Origin of the sequence: Stenotrophomonas maltophilia (assembly GCF_013464915.1) — a bacterium.
Taxonomy (GTDB): Bacteria; Pseudomonadota; Gammaproteobacteria; order Xanthomonadales; family Xanthomonadaceae; genus Stenotrophomonas; species Stenotrophomonas maltophilia_AT.
In genome coordinates, this window is the sequence record NZ_RAVT01000009.1 from 1 (window position 1) to 16,309 (window position 16,309).

At 67.5% G+C, this 16,309-nt stretch carries 12 protein-coding genes and 1 tRNA gene; 8 read left to right on the forward strand and 5 right to left on the reverse strand.

Annotated elements, in window-relative coordinates; translation table 11 throughout:
- Nucleotides 1-526 precede the first annotated feature (526 nt).
- From ppk2 to hemA, 4 genes are read right to left on the reverse strand one after another with little or no spacing between them, the layout of a single operon-like run.
- On the reverse strand, nucleotides 527-1,309 hold the full coding sequence (ppk2, locus tag D7T59_RS03145) for a polyphosphate kinase 2 (protein ID WP_180850943.1): 783 nt from the start codon (nucleotides 1,307-1,309) through the stop codon (nucleotides 527-529).
- 46 nt (nucleotides 1,310-1,355) lie between these two features.
- Entirely contained in the window at nucleotides 1,356-3,062 is a 1,707-nt protein-coding gene (locus D7T59_RS03150) for an O-linked N-acetylglucosamine transferase, SPINDLY family protein (protein WP_180850942.1), read from the reverse strand.
- Nucleotides 3,063-3,067: 5 nt separating this feature from the next.
- Nucleotides 3,068-4,150, reverse strand: a complete 1,083-nt coding sequence (prfA, locus tag D7T59_RS03155; protein ID WP_180850941.1) for a peptide chain release factor 1 — start codon at nucleotides 4,148-4,150, stop codon at nucleotides 3,068-3,070.
- Nucleotides 4,128-5,411, reverse strand: coding sequence for a glutamyl-tRNA reductase (hemA, locus tag D7T59_RS03160; RefSeq protein ID WP_180863250.1), 1,284 nt, complete (start codon nucleotides 5,409-5,411; stop codon nucleotides 4,128-4,130). The genes prfA and hemA overlap by 23 nt, the downstream gene beginning before the upstream one ends.
- A gap of 63 nt (nucleotides 5,412-5,474) precedes the next feature.
- Here hemA and D7T59_RS03165 point away from each other — a divergent pair, with 63 nt between their 5' ends.
- From D7T59_RS03165 to ychF, 8 genes are all read left to right on the forward strand, one after another.
- Nucleotides 5,475-7,160, forward strand: coding sequence for a tetratricopeptide repeat protein (locus D7T59_RS03165; RefSeq protein WP_180850939.1), 1,686 nt, complete (start codon nucleotides 5,475-5,477; stop codon nucleotides 7,158-7,160).
- Entirely contained in the window at nucleotides 7,157-7,816 is a 660-nt protein-coding gene (lolB, locus tag D7T59_RS03170) for a lipoprotein insertase outer membrane protein LolB (RefSeq protein ID WP_180850938.1), read from the forward strand. The genes D7T59_RS03165 and lolB overlap by 4 nt, the downstream gene beginning before the upstream one ends.
- A complete protein-coding gene (ispE, locus tag D7T59_RS03175) occupies nucleotides 7,813-8,682 on the forward strand; it encodes a 4-(cytidine 5'-diphospho)-2-C-methyl-D-erythritol kinase (RefSeq protein WP_180850937.1) in 870 nt (289 codons plus the stop codon). The genes lolB and ispE overlap by 4 nt, the downstream gene beginning before the upstream one ends.
- An 11-nt stretch (nucleotides 8,683-8,693) precedes the next feature.
- A tRNA-Gln gene (locus D7T59_RS03180) sits at nucleotides 8,694-8,770 on the forward strand.
- Between the two features lie 139 nt (nucleotides 8,771-8,909).
- A complete protein-coding gene (locus tag D7T59_RS03185; protein WP_005415400.1) occupies nucleotides 8,910-9,869 on the forward strand; it encodes a ribose-phosphate diphosphokinase in 960 nt (319 codons plus the stop codon).
- A 110-nt stretch (nucleotides 9,870-9,979) separates the two neighbouring features.
- Nucleotides 9,980-10,597 (forward strand): 50S ribosomal protein L25/general stress protein Ctc, encoded by a 618-nt coding sequence (locus D7T59_RS03190; RefSeq protein ID WP_014036085.1) that lies wholly within the window; start codon nucleotides 9,980-9,982, stop codon nucleotides 10,595-10,597.
- Nucleotides 10,598-10,645: 48 nt separating this feature from the next.
- Nucleotides 10,646-11,224: an aminoacyl-tRNA hydrolase gene (gene pth / locus D7T59_RS03195; protein WP_004144977.1), complete on the forward strand. Its 579-nt coding sequence runs from the start codon at nucleotides 10,646-10,648 to the stop codon at nucleotides 11,222-11,224.
- A 105-nt stretch (nucleotides 11,225-11,329) separates the two neighbouring features.
- Nucleotides 11,330-12,421, forward strand: coding sequence for a redox-regulated ATPase YchF (gene ychF, locus D7T59_RS03200; protein ID WP_014036087.1), 1,092 nt, complete (start codon nucleotides 11,330-11,332; stop codon nucleotides 12,419-12,421).
- 519 nt (nucleotides 12,422-12,940) lie between these two features.
- Here the strand turns inward: ychF and D7T59_RS03205 are convergent.
- Complete coding sequence (locus tag D7T59_RS03205) at nucleotides 12,941-16,192, reverse strand: autotransporter outer membrane beta-barrel domain-containing protein (protein ID WP_180850936.1); 3,252 nt, start codon at nucleotides 16,190-16,192, stop codon at nucleotides 12,941-12,943.
- Nucleotides 16,193-16,309 lie beyond the last annotated feature (117 nt).

Below are 16,309 nucleotides of genomic sequence, written 5' to 3' on the forward strand. Positions count from 1 at the left end.
ATCCAGGCTTACACGGCGGCCCACGCCGGCTCTCGGCACCTACGCTGCCAGATTCCGATCAGATAAGGCTTGGCAGCCGCATCCATGCGGCTGACACCCCGCACTCCGACACCGCCCCACCTCTGACAGATTCCCCATGTCTGGTAGATCCACGCCATGCGTGGATGATTCTCCAGACAAATCGAATATTTCGAATTGAATTCGAAGAGCATCCACGCATGGTGTGGATCAACGACAGATCGCGGAAATCTGTCGGAGGCGGGGTGGGTCCGGTTGCGGGGGCGTGAGCCGCATGGATGCGGCGACCGAGCTTACATGGGTGAGGGCGCTTTGCTTGCGAAGCACTGCTTCGCAGGCGCCCGAACGCACAGCCGCCAGCGGCTGGGCCGGGCCCCGGAGGGGGACTTGCAGCGTCCCCCGCAACCGGACCCACCCCGCCTACCCACAGGTAACCCGCTTCTGCTTCAGCTGTTGCTGTTGCCTTGGTTCGTAGCAGGTGCAGGGCCGCAGGCCCTGCCGACCCACCCTAATCCTCGACCGGGAACTCCTCGATCGGCTTCAGCACATCGTAGTGCTCGCGATGCAGCTTGCCCTTCAGCTTCGGCAGCTCCGGCAACGGTGCATCCACCCGGGTATCCGGCAGCCGGTCCAGCAGGTTGCGCACCAGGGTCAGCCGGCCCAGGCGCTGGTCATTGAAATCCACCAGCGTCCACGGTGCCGCCTCGCGATGCGTCGCGCGCAGCATCGCCTCGCGTGCCTCGGTGTACGCGCTGTACTTGCTGCGTGATTTCAGGTCCACCGGGGAGAGCTTCCAGCCCTTCAGCGGATCGATGTGGCGTTCGGCGAAGCGCTTCTCCTGCTGCTCCTGGTCAACGCACAACCAGTACTTGAACAGCAGGATGCCGTCGTCCACCAGCAGCTGCTCGAACACCGGCGCCTGGCGCAGGAACTGCTGGTACTCGGTCTCGCTGCAGTAGCCCATCACCCGCTCTACGCCGGCTCGGTTGTACCAGCTGCGGTCCATCAGCACGATCTCGCCGGCGGCCGGAAGGTGCGAGGCGTAGCGCTGGAAATACCACTGCGTGGCTTCGCGGTCGGTGGGCTTGGGCAATGCCACCACCCGGCACTGGCGAGGGTTGAGGTGCTGGCTGATGGCCTGGATCGCGCCGCCCTTGCCCGCCGTGTCGCGCCCTTCGAACAGCACCAGCAGGCGTTGCCCGCTGTGCTGCACCCAGCGCGCCATCGCGGTCAGTTCCAGCTGCAGTGGCAGCAGCAGTTCGTCGTACTCCTTGCGCTTGAGCTTGGCCATCGTCACACCACGCGGGAAGGAAGGCCAAGCCTAGCGCAGGCGGCGCTCAGGCGATGTCGACGCCTCGCCAACCATGCTCGCGCGCCAACTGCTGCAGCAACGCCGAGAGATCGCGGGCAAATCCGCCCATGTCGAACAGTCCGCTGCGCTCGCGCGCCTGCGCCAGTTCAGCGCGCAACGCTGCCATCGCTGCCGGGTCGTTGCCCAGCGCACTGGCGGTGGCGATGAACGTGGCATCGTCGGCGGCGTTCATCCGCGCCAGGCCGAGGTGATGGTTGAGGCTGCCGGCCACGCGCGCGGCGAAGGTGTCGCCCGGGCAGGTCAGTACCGGGCAGCCGGCCCACAGCGCATCGGAGGCGGTGGTGTGGGCGTTGTACGGATGCGTGTCGAGGAACAGGTCGGCCAGCTGATAGCGGGCCAGGTACTGCGGATGCGGCAGCTTGTCCATGAACACCAGGCGCGCCGGGTCCAGGCCGGCGGCCTGTGCGGCCGCACGCAGGCGCGCGTCGGCCTGGCCGGGGCCGGACAGCAGCCACAGCACGCTGCCGGGCACCGCCTGCAGCACTGCAAAGGCACGGCCCATGCTGCGCGGGTTGAGCTTGTAGCTGTTGTTGAAGCAGCAGAACACCACGCCCTGCGCGGGCAGGCCGCAGTCGGCACGGATCGGTGCAGGTTCCAGCACGCGCGTGTTGTCCGATGGCTGGAAGGCTCGCGGCAGGCGCAGCACGTGTTCGCTGTAGTGCGGCTCCAGTGCGGGCGGCAGGGCGAAGGCATCGCCGATCACCGCATCCATCCACGGCGCCCCCGACGTGCCCGGATAGGCCAGCCAGTTCAGTTGCAGCGGGGCAGGGCGCATCGCCAGCACTTCCGGCGCGCCGCCACCGCCCCAGCCGCGCAGGTCGAACAGCAGGTCGATGCCCTGTGCGCGGATGCGTGCGGCGCTATCGGCATGACGCAGGCCGGCCACATCATGCAGCTGCGCCGCTGCCTGCAGGCGCTGGCGGATTCGGCTGCCGTCGTCGCGGTTCAGTGCGAACAACTGCAGTTGCAGTGCGGGGTCGTGACGCAGCTGCTCGAACAGCGCCACGGTCAGCAATCCGGTCGGATGTGCGCCGAACCCATTGGAGAGGAAACCGACGCGCAGCGGGCCGTGCGGGCGCACCGTTGCCGGCGGCAATGGCCGCACCGAGGCAGCCACGGCCAGCGCACGGGTGCGCGCGCAGGCCAACTGTTCGGCAGCGCTGGCGTCCTCGCTGAGGAAGGCGAACGGTTCGACCACGCCCTGGCCACTGGCCACGGCGGCGCGCACCTGTGCTGCCAGCGGGTCCACGTCCTGCCAATCGCACAGGCGACGCTGCCAGGCCAGGCGCTGGGCGGCGATGTACGGCTCGGCCGGCATCAGCCCGTGCGCGCGTCGATAGGCCGCCGATGCGCCTTCGGCGTCATCGGCATCTTCCAGTGCGTGGCCCAGCCACAGTGCAATGCCGGGATGTTGCGGCGCCAGCGCCGAGGCCTGGCCAAGCAGCTTGGCCGCATCGCCATGTGCACCGGCCATCCATGCCACGCGGCCCAGCCGTGCCAGCGCTTCAGGGTGGTCCGGGCGCAGCTGCAGGGCACGTCGCGCGGCCTGTTCGCCGGCAGCGATGTCGCCGGCCTCCAGTTCCACGTCGGCCAGCATCACCCAGGCGACGAAGTCGTCGGGCTGGCGGGCGATCGCCTGCTGCAGTTGCTGTCGTTGCTGCCAGGCCGACATCGTGCTCAGCCCGCCGCCAGCTGGGCCAGGGCGTCGACCTGGTGTTCGTGGCTGAGCCGCTGCAGCAGCGGGTCGAGGTCGCCGGCCAGGATGTTGGGCAGGTCGTACAGGGTCAGGCCTTCCACACGGTGATCGGTGATGCGCCCTTGTGGGAAGTTGTAGGTGCGGATGCGCTGGCTGCGGTCACCACTGCCTACCTGCAGGCGCCTCGACTCGGCCTGGGCGGCGTCCTGGCGCTGGCGTTCGGCATCGAGCAGCTGTGCTTTCAGGCGCTTCATCGCCTTGTCGCGGTTGGCGTGCTGGCTGCGTTCGGTCTGGCATTCCACCACCACGCCGGTCGGTACGTGGGTGATGCGGATCGCGGACTCGGTCTTGTTGACGTGCTGGCCACCGGCGCCGGAGGAGCGGAAGGTATCCACCTTCAGGTCGGCCGGGTTGATGACGATGTCATCGACTTCGTCGGCTTCCGGGATGATCGCCACGGTGGCCGCCGAGGTGTGGATGCGGCCCTGCGATTCGGTGGCCGGCACGCGCTGCACGCGGTGCGTGCCCGATTCGAACTTCAGGCGCGAGAACGCACCACGGCCGACCACGCGTGCCACCACCTCCTTGTAGCCGCCGTGCTCGCCGGGATTGTCCGATTCGATCTCGACCTTCCAGCCCTGGCGCTCGGCATAGCGGGCGTACATGCGGAACAGGTCGCCGGCGAAGATCGCCGCTTCGTCGCCACCGGTGCCGGCGCGGACTTCCAGGAACAGGTTGCCTTCATCGCGCGGGTCGCGCGGTACCAGCAGCAGCGCCAGTTCCTGCTCCAGTTCCAGCAGGCGCGCCTGTGCGGCGGCGATTTCCTCGTCGGCCAGTTCGCGCAGGTCGGGATCGGCGCGCATGCCTTCGGCGGCGGCCAGGTCGGACTTGGCGCGGGCTTCATCGGCCAGTGCGGTGGCGACCGGTTCAAGTTGGGCGAATTCGCGCGAAAGGTCGCGGAAACGGGTGTTGTCGGCGACCACGTCGGGTTCGGCGAGCAGGCGTTCCAGTTCTTCGCGGCGCTCGGCCAGCGCTTCCAGCTTACGGCGCAGGGTCGGCGTCATCGGGTCTCACGGGTGGGTGGCGGTAACCCGGCGTGGCCGGGAACAGGCGCTCGGCGGCGCGGGTCAGGTCAGCATCGCCACTCAGCGCGGCAGCGCGCAGGGCAGCGGTAGGGGGGTGCAGCAATCGATTGGTCAGGCCGTGCGCCAGCAGTTCCAGCACTTCGTCGGCCGGCTTGCCGTTGGCCAGCTGCTGGCGCGCGCGTTCCAGCAGTTCAGAGCGGGTGGCCTCGCCGAACGCACGCAGCTGTCGCAGCGGTGCCTGGTGGGCGCTGGCCTGCTGGGTCTCGACGAAGCGGGACACCTGCAGGTCGATGATCGCCTCGGCCTCGGCGGCCGCCTCGCGGCGGCCACGGCGATTGTCTTCCACCGCGCGCTCCAGGTCGTCCACGGTGTAGAGGAAGGCGTCGTTGAGCGTGCCGACCTCCGCCTCGATGTCGCGCGGCACGGCCAGGTCGAACAGCAGCATCGGTTTGTGCCGGCGCGCGCGCAGGGCCTTGGCCACCATCTCGCGGTGGATCACCGGTTCGCGTGCGGCGGTGGCCGAGAACACCACGTCGGCCTCGCCGAGGTGGCGGTCCAGTTCGGTCAACGGCAGTGCCACGCCGCCGTGGCGGCTGGCCAGCTCCTGCGCGTGGGCGAGGGTGCGGTTGGCGATCAGCAATCGCCGCACCTTGCCTTCACTCAGGTGGCGTGCGGCCAGCTCGATGGTCTCGCCCGCGCCGACCAGCAGCACGGTGGAATCGTCCAGGCGCGCGAAGGCGTTCTGCGCCAGGCGCACTGCGGCCGAGGCGACCGACACCGGATTGGCGCCGACCTGGGTGTCGGTGCGCGCACGCTTGGCGACCGAGAAGGTCTGCTGGAACAGGCGGTCCAACCGCTGGCCGAGCAGGCCGTGGTCACGCGCGGTCGACCACGCGTCCTTCACCTGGCCGAGGATCTGCGGTTCACCCAGCACCATCGAGTCCAGGCCGGTGGCGACCCGGAACAGGTGGCGCACGGCCTCTGCGTCGGCATGCTGGTACAGGTAGCCCTGCAGGTCGCCGGCCTGGGCATGCAGCCACTGGTCCAGTGCCTGCGCCGAGTCGGCCACGGCGTACAGTTCGGTGCGGTTGCAGGTGGACAGCAGCACCGCCTCGGCGATCTGCGGGGTATCGCGCAGCGAACCCAGCGCGCGCGGCAACGCCTCACCGGCGAAGGCCGCGCGCTCGCGCAGCTCCACCGGTGCGGTCTGGTGATTCAGTCCGAGCATCCACAGGGTCATTGTTCAGTTGCTTGCGATAAGCTGCTGGCCATTGGACGACATTTTAAGGCCCCGATGCCGACGATGCCCGCATTGATTCGCATCCCCAGTGTTCTGCTGCTGTCCCTGGCCTGTGCCCAGGCCCTGGCGGCGGTGCCGGCCAAGGCCCCCGTACGGGCCCCGGCCACGGAGGAACTGGCGCTGGAACCGGTGATGGCCGGTGAATTCGCCCTGCAGGCCGGCAAGCTGGCCGAGGCCGCGCGCTGGTACCTGCAGGCGGCCCAGCAGACCGACGGCGACGCCGGCCTGGCCGAGCGTGCCACCCGCATTTCCATGCTGGCCAACGACGATGCCAGTGCCGCCAAAGGCCTGGCCCTGTGGCAGCAGCGCGCGCCCAGCTCGTTGACGATGCGCAGCGCCGCTGCTGCGCTGGCCATGCGCCAGGGCGATGTGAAGGCAGCGCTCGGCGACCTGCAGGCCTTGCTGGCCGACCCCGACGAGCGCGGCTGGAAGTTCGCCCTGGCCGCCCTCATCGGCGGTGGCCGCGACCCGGCAGTGCCGGCGCAGGTGCTGGGCGAGCTGGTCGACGCCAATGCCATTCCGCCGAAGATCGAAGCCTGGCAGGAGTTTGGCCGCCTGGCCCTGCGCATGGACAAGCCCGAGCTGGCCCGGCGCATGATCGATGAAGTGGTCAAGCGCTTCCCGGAAGAGCCGCGTGTGGCGCTGCTGCGTGCCAGCCAGCTGCAACAGGCGGGCGAAACCGGCAAGGCATTGTCGCTGCTGCACGATGTGGAGCCGAAGACCCGCCAGGACCCCGAGCTGCGCAATGCGGTGGCCATCGCCTACGACAGCCTGGGACAGCCGGCCGCGGCCGAGCGCGTGCTGGCGTTCGGCCCGCAGGACGTGCAGACCTGGGGCATGCGCGCCTCGCTGCTGGCCAAGCAGGGCGACAAGGCGGCGCTGTCCAATCTCTATAACGAACTGTCGCGGCAGGCGGCCAAGCCGGACCCGGCGCAGCGCCTGCTGCTGGGCAAGATCGCCGAGTACCTGAAGCGCTACCCCGAGGCGGTGCAGTGGTACCACAGCGTGCCCGGCGGCGATGAGCTGAGTGAGGCACGCCTGCGCGCGGCCAACGCCCAGGCCCTGGCCGGGCGCCTGCCGCAGGCATTGGATGAAGTGCACGCGATCCAGTCCGATGCGGTGGTCGACGACGACGTGCGCCGCGACGCCTACCTGTTGGAAGCCGAACTGCGCCAGCGGGCCGACGACAGTGCCGGGGAGCTGGATGCGCTGGCCCGCGGCCTGGCCGCCTACCCGGATGACAACGGCCTGCTGTACGCCCGCGCGCTCACCTGGGAGCGCCGTGACGACATCCCGCGCGCCGAGGCCGACCTGCGCAAGATCCTGGTGACCGACCCGGAGAACGTGCCGGCTTTGAACGCGCTGGGTTACACCCTGGCCGATCGCACCGGCCGCCTGCAGGAAGCATTGGAGCTGATCGACCGCGCCCGCGTGGCCGAGCCGGACAACGCCGCCATCGTCGACAGCTATGGCTGGGTGCTGTATCGCCTGGGCCGCAAGGAAGAGGCGTTGGTGCAGCTTCGCCGTGCCTGGACCCTGGCCAAGGACCCGGAGATTGCGTCCCATGTCGGCGAAGTGCTGTGGGTGCTGGGCAAGCACGATGAAGCCCGCCATTTCTTCGAAGAAGCGGCCAAGCTCGATCCTGAAAACCGCGCGCTGCTGCGCGCCCGCGAGAAATTCAATCCATGAGTGTTTCCCTGATCCGGCCGCTGCTGCTGGCGGCCGTGACCCTGGCGGTCAGCGCCTGCACCACCGTGGGCACGCAGAAGACCCCGCCACCGGCGGTGGTCGAGACCGTTTCCGCCGAAGCCGCGCAGGCCGAGGCCGCGCGCGTGGCCGCGCTGCACGCGCAGCCGGACTGGGCGTTCCAGGGCCGGGTCGCGGTCAGCAAGGGCAAGGACGGCGGCAGCGGCCGCATCGACTGGAAGCAGGAAGGCCGGCGCTATGTGGTCGAGCTGAGCGCGCCGGTGACCCGGCAGAGCTGGAAGCTGACCGGCGACACCCATTCCGAAGCCGGTCGCCTGGAAGGACTGGCCGGCGGGCCGCGTGACGGCGAGGACGCCCAGCAGCTGCTGCTGGAGGCGACTGGCTGGGACATTCCGGTCAACCAGCTGCCGGAGTGGATCCGCGGCCTGGTGGCCGGCGATGCTGCCGGTCCGGAGAAGGTCGAGCGTGACAGTGAAGGCCGGCCGCGCCGCATGCAACAGATGGGCTGGCAGGTGCAGTACCTGGACTGGTACCCCGCCGAGGCCGGGCGCCCGGCGCTGCCGCGCCGGATCGAAGCCAGCAATGGCGACGCCAAGGTGCGCCTGCTGGTGGACCAGTGGGGGCAGGGCGCCCCATGAATGGCGCAGGCGACGACGCGGGCTGGTCCTGGTGGCCGGCCCCGGCCAAGCTGAACCTGTTCCTGCACATCACCGGCCGCCGGGCCGATGGCTACCACGAGCTGCAGACCGTGTTCCGCCTGCTGGACTGGGGTGACCGCATCGGCCTGCGCCTGCGTGAAGACGGCCAGGTACGCCGGCAGGGGGACGGCCTGGCGGGCGTGGCCGAGGCCGACGATCTGGCCGTGCGCGCAGCGAGGCTGCTGAAAGATGCGGCAAATATCGCGCAAGGTGTTGACATAATCGTCGAAAAGAACGTTTCTGCGGGCGGTGGCTTCGGCGGCGGTTCGTCCGATGCGGCCACCGTGCTGGTGGTGCTGAACCGGCTCTGGCGGGCAGGTCTGGACGAGGATGCACTAGCCGCGCTGGGCCTGCGCCTGGGCGCGGACGTGCCGGTGTTCGTGCGCGGCCGCAATGCCTGGGCCGAAGGCGTGGGCGAGCGCCTGCAGCCGATCACCCTGGCCCCGGCCTGGTACGTGGTGGTCGAACCGGGCGTTCATGTTCCTACGCCAGCGCTGTTTGCAGACCCGGATTTGACGCGCGACAGCCCAGTGGCGAAAATAGAGGACTTCGCTTCCGGGACCCTGGTCGGGAACGCGTTCGAACCGGTGCTGCGCCGCCGCGAGCCTGCCGTAGAGGCGGCGCTTGTCGCGTTGAGCAACATCGGGTCCGCGCGGCTGACCGGTTCGGGAAGTGGTTGTTTCGTCGAGTTCGCATCGCAGGCTGCTGCAGAGCAGGGACGGTCGAAGTTGCCGAAGGAGTTGCGGGCAAGGGTGGCAGCGGGCGTTGCGCGTTCGCCACTGCTGGATGCACTCGAGCAACACTGATTTATCAATGCAGGGGCGTCGCCAAGAGGCCCAAGGCACCAGGTTTTGATCCTGGCATTCGTAGGTTCGAATCCTACCGCCCCTGCCAATAGCGGCTGTGTCCGCGCCTTCCAGCGCATCACCTGCGCGGGACGTGGAAACAACCGCGGTGTTGTCAGCAGCAAGGGTCCATCGGGTCCTTGCCGACTCCGGATCCCCGCCACTCGTCCCCGCCCGAGACAATCATGATGCAAGAGTCCCCGAACCTGCTGGTCTTTTCCGGCAACGCCAACAAACGTCTGGCGCAGAACATCTGCAAGGAACTGGGGGTTCGCCCGGGCAAGGCGCTGGTTTCGCACTTCTCCGATGGTGAAGTGCAGGTGGAGATCGAAGAGAACGTCCGCAAGCAGGACGTGTTCGTGATCCAGCCGACCTGCGCGCCGAGCGCGGAAAACCTGATGGAACTGCTGGTGCTGATCGACGCGCTCAAGCGCGCATCGGTGGCCAGCGTGACCGCCGTGGTGCCGTACTTCGGCTACTCGCGCCAGGACCGCCGCATGCGTTCCTCGCGCGTGCCGATCACCGCCAAGCTGGCGGCGAAGATGTTCAGCACCGCTGGCGCTGATCGCGTGCTGACCGTCGACCTGCACGCCGACCAGATCCAGGGCTTCTTCGATATTCCGGTGGACAACGTGTACGCGTCCCCGCTGCTGCTGGCCGACATCTGGCGCGCCTACGGCACCGAGAACCTGATCGTCGTCTCGCCGGACGTGGGCGGCGTGGTACGCGCCCGTGCAGTGGCCAAGCGCCTGGATGACGCCGACCTGGCGATCATCGATAAGCGCCGCCCGCGCGCCAACGTCTCCACCGTGATGAACATCATCGGTGACGTCGAAGGCAAGACCTGCGTGATGGTCGATGACATCGTCGATACCGCCGGCACCCTGTGCGCCGCTGCCGCCGCCCTGAAGGCGCGCGGTGCGCTCAAGGTCGCTGCCTACTGCACCCACGCGGTGCTGTCGGGCCCGGCGGTGGACAACATCACCAATTCCCAGCTCGACGAGCTGGTGGTGACCGACACCATCCCGCTGAAGGACGCGGCGCGGGTGTGCAGCAAGATCCGCCAGCTGAGCGTGGCGGAAATGCTGGCCGAAACGATGCGCCGCATCGCCTTCGGCGAGTCGGTCAGCTCGCTGTACGTCGATTGAGTTTTTCGCCCCCGCCGGCAACGGTGTGGGCATACCCCGGGTGCTTCTGGTCGCGGAAGCATCTTCAACCGCCACGCCGCAAGGCGCGGCAACAACCTGAGTAGTCGAAAATGTCGAAGACCCATGAAATCAAGGTCACCAAGCGTGAACTGCAGCGTAAGGGTGCGAGCCGCCGCCTGCGTCACGCTGGTGTGATCCCGGCCATCGTGTACGGCGGCAACGCCGAGCCGGTCGCCATCAGCCTGGACCACAACGAAATCTGGCTGGCCCAGCAGAACGAGTGGTTCTATGCCTCGATCCTGGACCTGAACCTGGACGGCCAGGTGCAGAAGGTCCTGCTGCGTGACATGCAGCGCCACCCGTACAAGCAGCTGATCATGCACCTGGACTTCCAGCGCGTGAACGAGAACGAAGCCCTGACCGCTTCGGTCCCGCTGCACTTCATCAACGAAGACACCTCGCCGGCTGGCAAGGCTGCCGACGTCGTGGTCACCCACGAACTGAAGGAAGTGACCATCACCTGCCTGCCGAAGGACCTGCCGGAGTCGATCGAAGTCGACCTGGGCGAGCTGAAGGCCGGTGACGTGGTGTACCTGTCCAACATCAAGCTGCCGAAGGGCGTGGAAATCCCGGCCCTGGCGCTGGGCAAGGACCACGACGACGCCATCGTCACCGCCAAGGCCGGCAAGGCCGACGCGGCTGACGAAGAAGCGGCTGCCGCTGAGTAATACCGCTACGGTGCCTGCCTCCGGGCAGGCACCGTATTGGAAGGAACCATGGCAGGACTGCGACTGATCGTCGGTCTGGGCAACCCCGGATCGGAACACGCCCGGACCCGGCACAATGCCGGGTTTCATTTCGTTGAGGCCCTGGCGGAAAAAGCCGGTGCGCGATGGAACGTGGACAGCAAGCTGTTCGGTGAGACCGCCAAGGTCGAGATTGCCGGGCAGACGGTGTGGCTGCTCAAGCCCGCCACCTTCATGAACCTCAGCGGCAAGTCGGTCACTGCCGCACAGCGGTTCTGGAAGATCGAGCCGGAAGAAACCCTGCTGGCCCACGACGAACTGGACCTGGCGCCCGGCGTGGCGCGGCTGAAGTTCGACGGCGGCCACGGTGGGCAGAATGGCCTGCGCGACACCATCCGCCTGCTCGGCCACGGCAAGTTCCACCGCCTGCGCGTGGGCATCGGCCATCCCGGCCACAAGGACCGCGTGGTGGGTTGGGTGCTGGGACGCCCCTCCAAGGACGACGAAGTACTGATTTCGCGCGCCATCGACGATGCGATCGACGTGCTGCCGCTGGCGGTGCAGGGCGATTTCAGCGAAGCGATGAAGCGGCTTCATACCCCGAAATAATTGGCCCGGTAGGTACCGACCGTTGGTCGGTACGGAGAATGATTGGAAAAGCAGCGCCCATGTCGCTGTTTCCCCAATCACTTTCACCCCAGAGAGCTGTCACCCATGGGTATCAAATGCGGCATCGTCGGCCTGCCCAACGTCGGCAAGTCGACCCTGTTCAATGCGCTGACCAAGGCGGGTATCGCCGCGGCGAACTTCCCGTTCTGCACCATCGAACCGAACGTCGGTATCGTGCCGGTGCCGGATCCGCGCCTGAACGAGCTGGCAGCGATCATCAACCCGCAGAAGGTCATCCCGACCGCGGTCGAATTCGTCGACATCGCCGGCCTGGTCGCCGGTGCCGCCAGCGGTGAAGGCCTGGGCAACAAGTTCCTCGCACACATCCGCGAAGTCGATGCGATCACCCACGTGGTGCGCTGCTTCGAGAACGCCGACGTCATCCACGTCAACAACAAGGTCGACCCGATCTCGGACATCGAAACCATCGATACCGAACTGGCGCTGGCCGACCTGGACAGCGTCGAGAAGGCACTGAACCGTGCCGAGCGCGCGGCCAAGGGTGGCGACAAGGATGCAGCGGCGCGCAAGCCGGTGCTGGCCAAGCTGCAGGCCGCGCTGTCGGACGGCAAGTCCGGCCGTTCGGTCGGCCTGGACGAGGAAGAGAAGGCGCTGGTCCGTGACCTGTTCCTGCTGACCCTGAAGCCGGTGATGTACATCGCCAACGTGCTGGAAGACGGTTTCGAGAACAACCCGCACCTGGAAGCCGTGCGTGCGCATGCTGCCGCCGAAGGCGCGCAGGTGGTTCCGGTGTCGGCCGCGATCGAAGAAGAGCTGTCCCAGCTCGACGACGAAGACCGCGATACCTTCCTGGCCGACCTCGGCCTGAGCGAGCCGGGCCTGAACCGCGTGATCAACGCGGCCTACAGCCTGCTCGGCCTGCAGACCTACTTCACCGCCGGCGTAAAGGAAGTCCGTGCGTGGACCGTGCGCAAGGGCGCAACCGCCCCGCAGGCCGCGGCGGTCATCCACACCGACTTCGAGAAGGGCTTCATCCGCGCTGAAACCATCGCGTATGACGACTTCATCAAGTACAAGGGCGAAGCCGGCGCCAAGGAAGCTGGTCGCCTGCGCCTGGAAGGCAAGGAATACCGCGTGCAGGAAGGCGACATCCTGCACTTCCGCTTCAACGTCTGATCCAGCGGCAACGGATCGACCCCGGACGCCCCGCCCAGTGCGGGGCGTTCGCGTTTCCGGCATCGGTTGCAAGCGTGGACAAAAATTGATCATCCCCTGAAACGCCTGCGGCACATGGCTCGCAAGTACTTGTCCACACCAAACCCCCACCGCTTTCCACGCGTGGTGTGGAAAACCCCGCGTACCGCTGTAGAGCCGAGCCCATGCTCGGCTGATGCCAGCCGGAGCCGAGCATGGGCTCGGCTCTACAGGGGCTTGCCCGCGCGGCGTGGACAAAATTTCACCACGCATTCGAAATGCCTGCGCGGCAACACTCCCACCTACTTGTCCACACCTAGTTCCCATCGCTTTCCACGGTGCATGTGGAAAACCCGGATTGTGTCTGGACAAAAAACAGCCACCCAACGAAACCATTGCAATGCGTGGCTCGCAGGCACTTGTCCACACCAAACCCCCATCGCTTTCCACGCCGCGTGTGGAAAAAAGAACCTGGCACTCCCTTGCCGGGTTCTTCCCGCATCACCAGTTGTACGACACGCCCAGCTGGGCGCCGACGTCGCGGAAGCCCATGCCGCCGCTCTGCCGGCTCAATTCACCCCAGCCGCGCCAGCCGCCCGACAGATCCACCTGCACGCCGGCCTTGGCTTCATGGATGTCGCGCGGCAGCTGCCGCTGCAGCCGCTCGCCGTCCATTGCCAGGCCCGCGCCATTGCCGCCGGACCACCAGTTCACCGCTACGTACGGGTGCACCTGGCCCTGCGCCGCGCTCAAACCACGGCTGTAAAGGCGCAGGCCGAGGCGGGTACTGGTCTCGCCACCACCACGGTCCTCGACCACCGTGCCGTTGGCCTCGACCACGCGGTCGCTGTCATAGCGGCTGTGCACCACCTGCAGCTGCGGTTCCAGGTAGACGCCACGCTGCGCGGTGCGCCGCAGGGGCAGCACATAGCCGGCCTCGGCCGACGCACTCCAGTTGCGGGCGTCATAGCGCTCCTTCTGCAATCCTTCGCCCTGCACGCTGTTGCGGAAGCGGCCGTACTGCAGCCAACCATCGATGTAGGCACCGCCTTCCATGCGCGCATCCTGCAGCCAGGTGGCATAGGCGCCCACGCTGGTGCCGGTGACCACGCCACGCGCGGTGTAGCCGGTCACCTGCGAGCGGCTGTCATTGCGCGCGCGGCCGTGGCCGAGCATCGCGCCCGCCTGCAGTTCGCCCGTGCCCCCCACCTCGAAGCGGCGTCCGGCGCCGACCAGCACGCTGCTGATCTGGCCATCGACCTGGACCTGGCGGTTGCGGTCGTGGCTGTCGGGCTGCGCACTGCGAAGGTGCATCCAGGCCACGGCGTCACTGCTGCCGCCGGCCTGGGCGGCGGGATCACCGGCGCGGTCATGCAGGCTGTGCCGGAACATGCCCAGCGCGTAACTGCGGTTGGCCAGGTAGACCGCCGGTTCCGGGCGCTCCACCTGCGGGCGCGGCGGATCGATCGGCGGCTCCGGCGGCAACGGTGGATCGATCGGCGGTCCCGGCGGAGCCGGTGGGTCGACCGGAGGCTCTGGCGGCTGCGGCGGATCAACCGGCGGTTCCGGCGGATCGACCGGCGGCACGTATTCCGAGCGCAGGTACCAGTTGCCATCGTCCGGGGTCGACACGCCGCCCTTGAACAGGAAGTAGTCGTAGGCGCCGGCGACCGCGCGGCCCTGCAGGCTGAATTGTGCATCCGACTGGCCAGCCACGGTAATCAGGCGGATGCCCTCCTGGGTCAGCGCACCGGCGCCACCGGCATTGCGCACGCTCACGCTGGCGGTGCCGCTGCTGTTGCCGTTGATCACCAGCTGGTCGCCCGCCGATGTGTCGTCGCCCAACGCGCGGTTGAAGATCCACTGGCCACCGTTGCCCACGTAGTCGCCGCTGACGGTGACGGTCTTGAAATCGCCGGCCACCGGCGCATCGAAAGCGATGGTGCCGGCGTGTTCGAGCGCGCCGACGCTGGAACTGGCGCGTACGTTCCACTGGCTGCTGCCATCCAGCGCCAGCTGTGCGACCTGGTAGCCGGAGTCGTTGCGCAGGGCACCGCTGAACGTGGTGCCGTTGCCCAGCAGCATGTGCACGTCGGCCGTTGCGCTGTCGACCACCACGTCACCGGTCAGGCGGCTGTTGTCCGCGGTGAAACGGATCTCGGACGTTGCCACCGAACTGCCATCTGTGAACACGGTATCGCTGACCCGCAGCAGTCGGCCGCCGTCCAGATCACCTGCGCGGCGGGCAACAACGGACGTGTTGTTGAGTGTCAGCTCGTGATTGCTGCCCTGCAGCCACAACGCAGGACCATCCATGGTCTCGATCTGGCTGTCGTTGAACACCAGCCGGTCCCAGTAGGGACCGAATGCGGTGATGTAGGAACGATAGGCACCCGAGTTCGCTCCCAGCGCCTGGATGTGCAGGCCGTCCGCAGTGAGCTTTGCAGTGTTCATCTGCACGATGCCGAACGAGGAAGCGCCGTGGGTGGTGATCGAGCCGCCATCCAGCTGTATGTCCGCGGTACTGCCGCCCAGGAACACACCACCGGACACTTCACCGTAGGTCGCAATGTCGAGGTTCCTGGCACGGATCCGGGAGTAGGGAGTCGGAGGGTTGCTGCCGGAAGCGCGCAGCCCGTAGACGCCATCGCCATGGGTATCAATACTGCCACCGGTGATCGTCGCGGTGCCCCCCCACACGTCCACACCGTGGCCATACCCAGTGTCACCAAAGGTGCTGATCACGGTGTTGCTCAGGTCAGCCAGCGAATCGGCACCGGACAGCCAGATTCCGGAACTGCCATCGCGGACGGTGAAATGCGCACCATCGGCGGTCAACTTGCCCCAGCTGTTGACGTTGACGCCGTAGCCGCCGATGGTTTCGAAGCGGGCATTGCTGATTTCTGCTGTGGCGAACGTGCGATTCGTCCGGTTTCCCAGCAGTCGGATGCTGCCGCCATTGGCGGTGGCGGTGCCCCCGGTGATGCGGAGGGTTCCTCCGTTGTCAATGTCGAAGTAACCATTGATGACATCCACATCGCGCAGCGACATCACGCTTCCGCTGCCGCTGGCAGACATGCGGCCACTGAAGCCGTTGGTTGCCTGCGCGAACGCTATCGTCAGAGATTCCAACGAAAGCAGTGCGCCGCCCTCGGCATAGGCGGCGCGGCCGGCACCGTTGCTGATCGTGGTGCCCGACACGTGCAGTTCGCTTCCACGTCCACTGGAATACAGGGCATGGCCATCGCTGCTTACCCTGCCGCCATCGAGCCATACCTTGCCGCCGTTGGTGGCGTTGACCGTGCCGTAGCCGGAGCCATTGCGATAGGCATCGATGACCAGGTTGCTGGCGCGGATGACGCTGCCGGCGCCGGTTGCGTTGAGTGCGTAGCCGACGCTGGAGCTTCCATTGCCAAGCTGGATGTGGCCTCCCTGCACAAGGACACTGCCGCCTGCGGAAGCCTGGATTGCGCTGCCGCCGCCGGTGACATCGACACGCGTGCCATCGAGCGTCGCCGTGCTGCCGGCTCCGTTCACATCCAAGGCGAAGCCGCCGACGGAATGCAGCAGGGTATCGTTCGCATCCAGCTGCAGGGTCTCGCCATTGATGACCTTCAGCGGCCCGGTCAGGTCGGCGGCATGCGCCGGCAGGGCTGCCCACAATGCAGTGGCCAGCAGGCTGGGAATGAGGGGCACACGCGTGGCGCGCGCGCGCCCGTACGCACGGCGGTGCCGTGTGGGGGAGGCGTTCATGCTGATGGACTTCCTGTGGCAGGGCGCAGCGAGGCTGCGCGGACTGACGCGGCAGGGCCGCGTCGCTGCGGAAGCCCCACGCGACGGCACCTGCAGGCGCCATCGGACTTCCGTCCA

What these genes read in the sequence shown, in the direction of transcription:
- ppk2 (WP_180850943.1), bottom strand. Translation starts at nt 1,309, where the DNA reads ATGGCCAAGCTCAAGCGCAAGGAGTACGACGAACTGCTGCTGCCACTG.
- D7T59_RS03150 (WP_180850942.1), bottom strand. Translation starts at nt 3,062, where the DNA reads ATGTCGGCCTGGCAGCAACGACAGCAACTGCAGCAGGCGATCGCCCGC.
- prfA (WP_180850941.1), bottom strand. Translation starts at nt 4,150, where the DNA reads ATGACGCCGACCCTGCGCCGTAAGCTGGAAGCGCTGGCCGAGCGCCGC.
- hemA (WP_180863250.1), bottom strand. Translation starts at nt 5,411, where the DNA reads ATGACCCTGTGGATGCTCGGACTGAATCACCAGACCGCACCGGTGGAG.
- D7T59_RS03165 (WP_180850939.1), top strand. Translation starts at nt 5,475, where the DNA reads ATGCCCGCATTGATTCGCATCCCCAGTGTTCTGCTGCTGTCCCTGGCC.
- lolB (WP_180850938.1), top strand. Translation starts at nt 7,157, where the DNA reads ATGAGTGTTTCCCTGATCCGGCCGCTGCTGCTGGCGGCCGTGACCCTG.
- ispE (WP_180850937.1), top strand. Translation starts at nt 7,813, where the DNA reads ATGAATGGCGCAGGCGACGACGCGGGCTGGTCCTGGTGGCCGGCCCCG.
- D7T59_RS03185 (WP_005415400.1), top strand. Translation starts at nt 8,910, where the DNA reads ATGCAAGAGTCCCCGAACCTGCTGGTCTTTTCCGGCAACGCCAACAAA.
- D7T59_RS03190 (WP_014036085.1), top strand. Translation starts at nt 9,980, where the DNA reads ATGTCGAAGACCCATGAAATCAAGGTCACCAAGCGTGAACTGCAGCGT.
- pth (WP_004144977.1), top strand. Translation starts at nt 10,646, where the DNA reads ATGGCAGGACTGCGACTGATCGTCGGTCTGGGCAACCCCGGATCGGAA.
- ychF (WP_014036087.1), top strand. Translation starts at nt 11,330, where the DNA reads ATGGGTATCAAATGCGGCATCGTCGGCCTGCCCAACGTCGGCAAGTCG.
- D7T59_RS03205 (WP_180850936.1), bottom strand. Translation starts at nt 16,192, where the DNA reads ATGAACGCCTCCCCCACACGGCACCGCCGTGCGTACGGGCGCGCGCGC.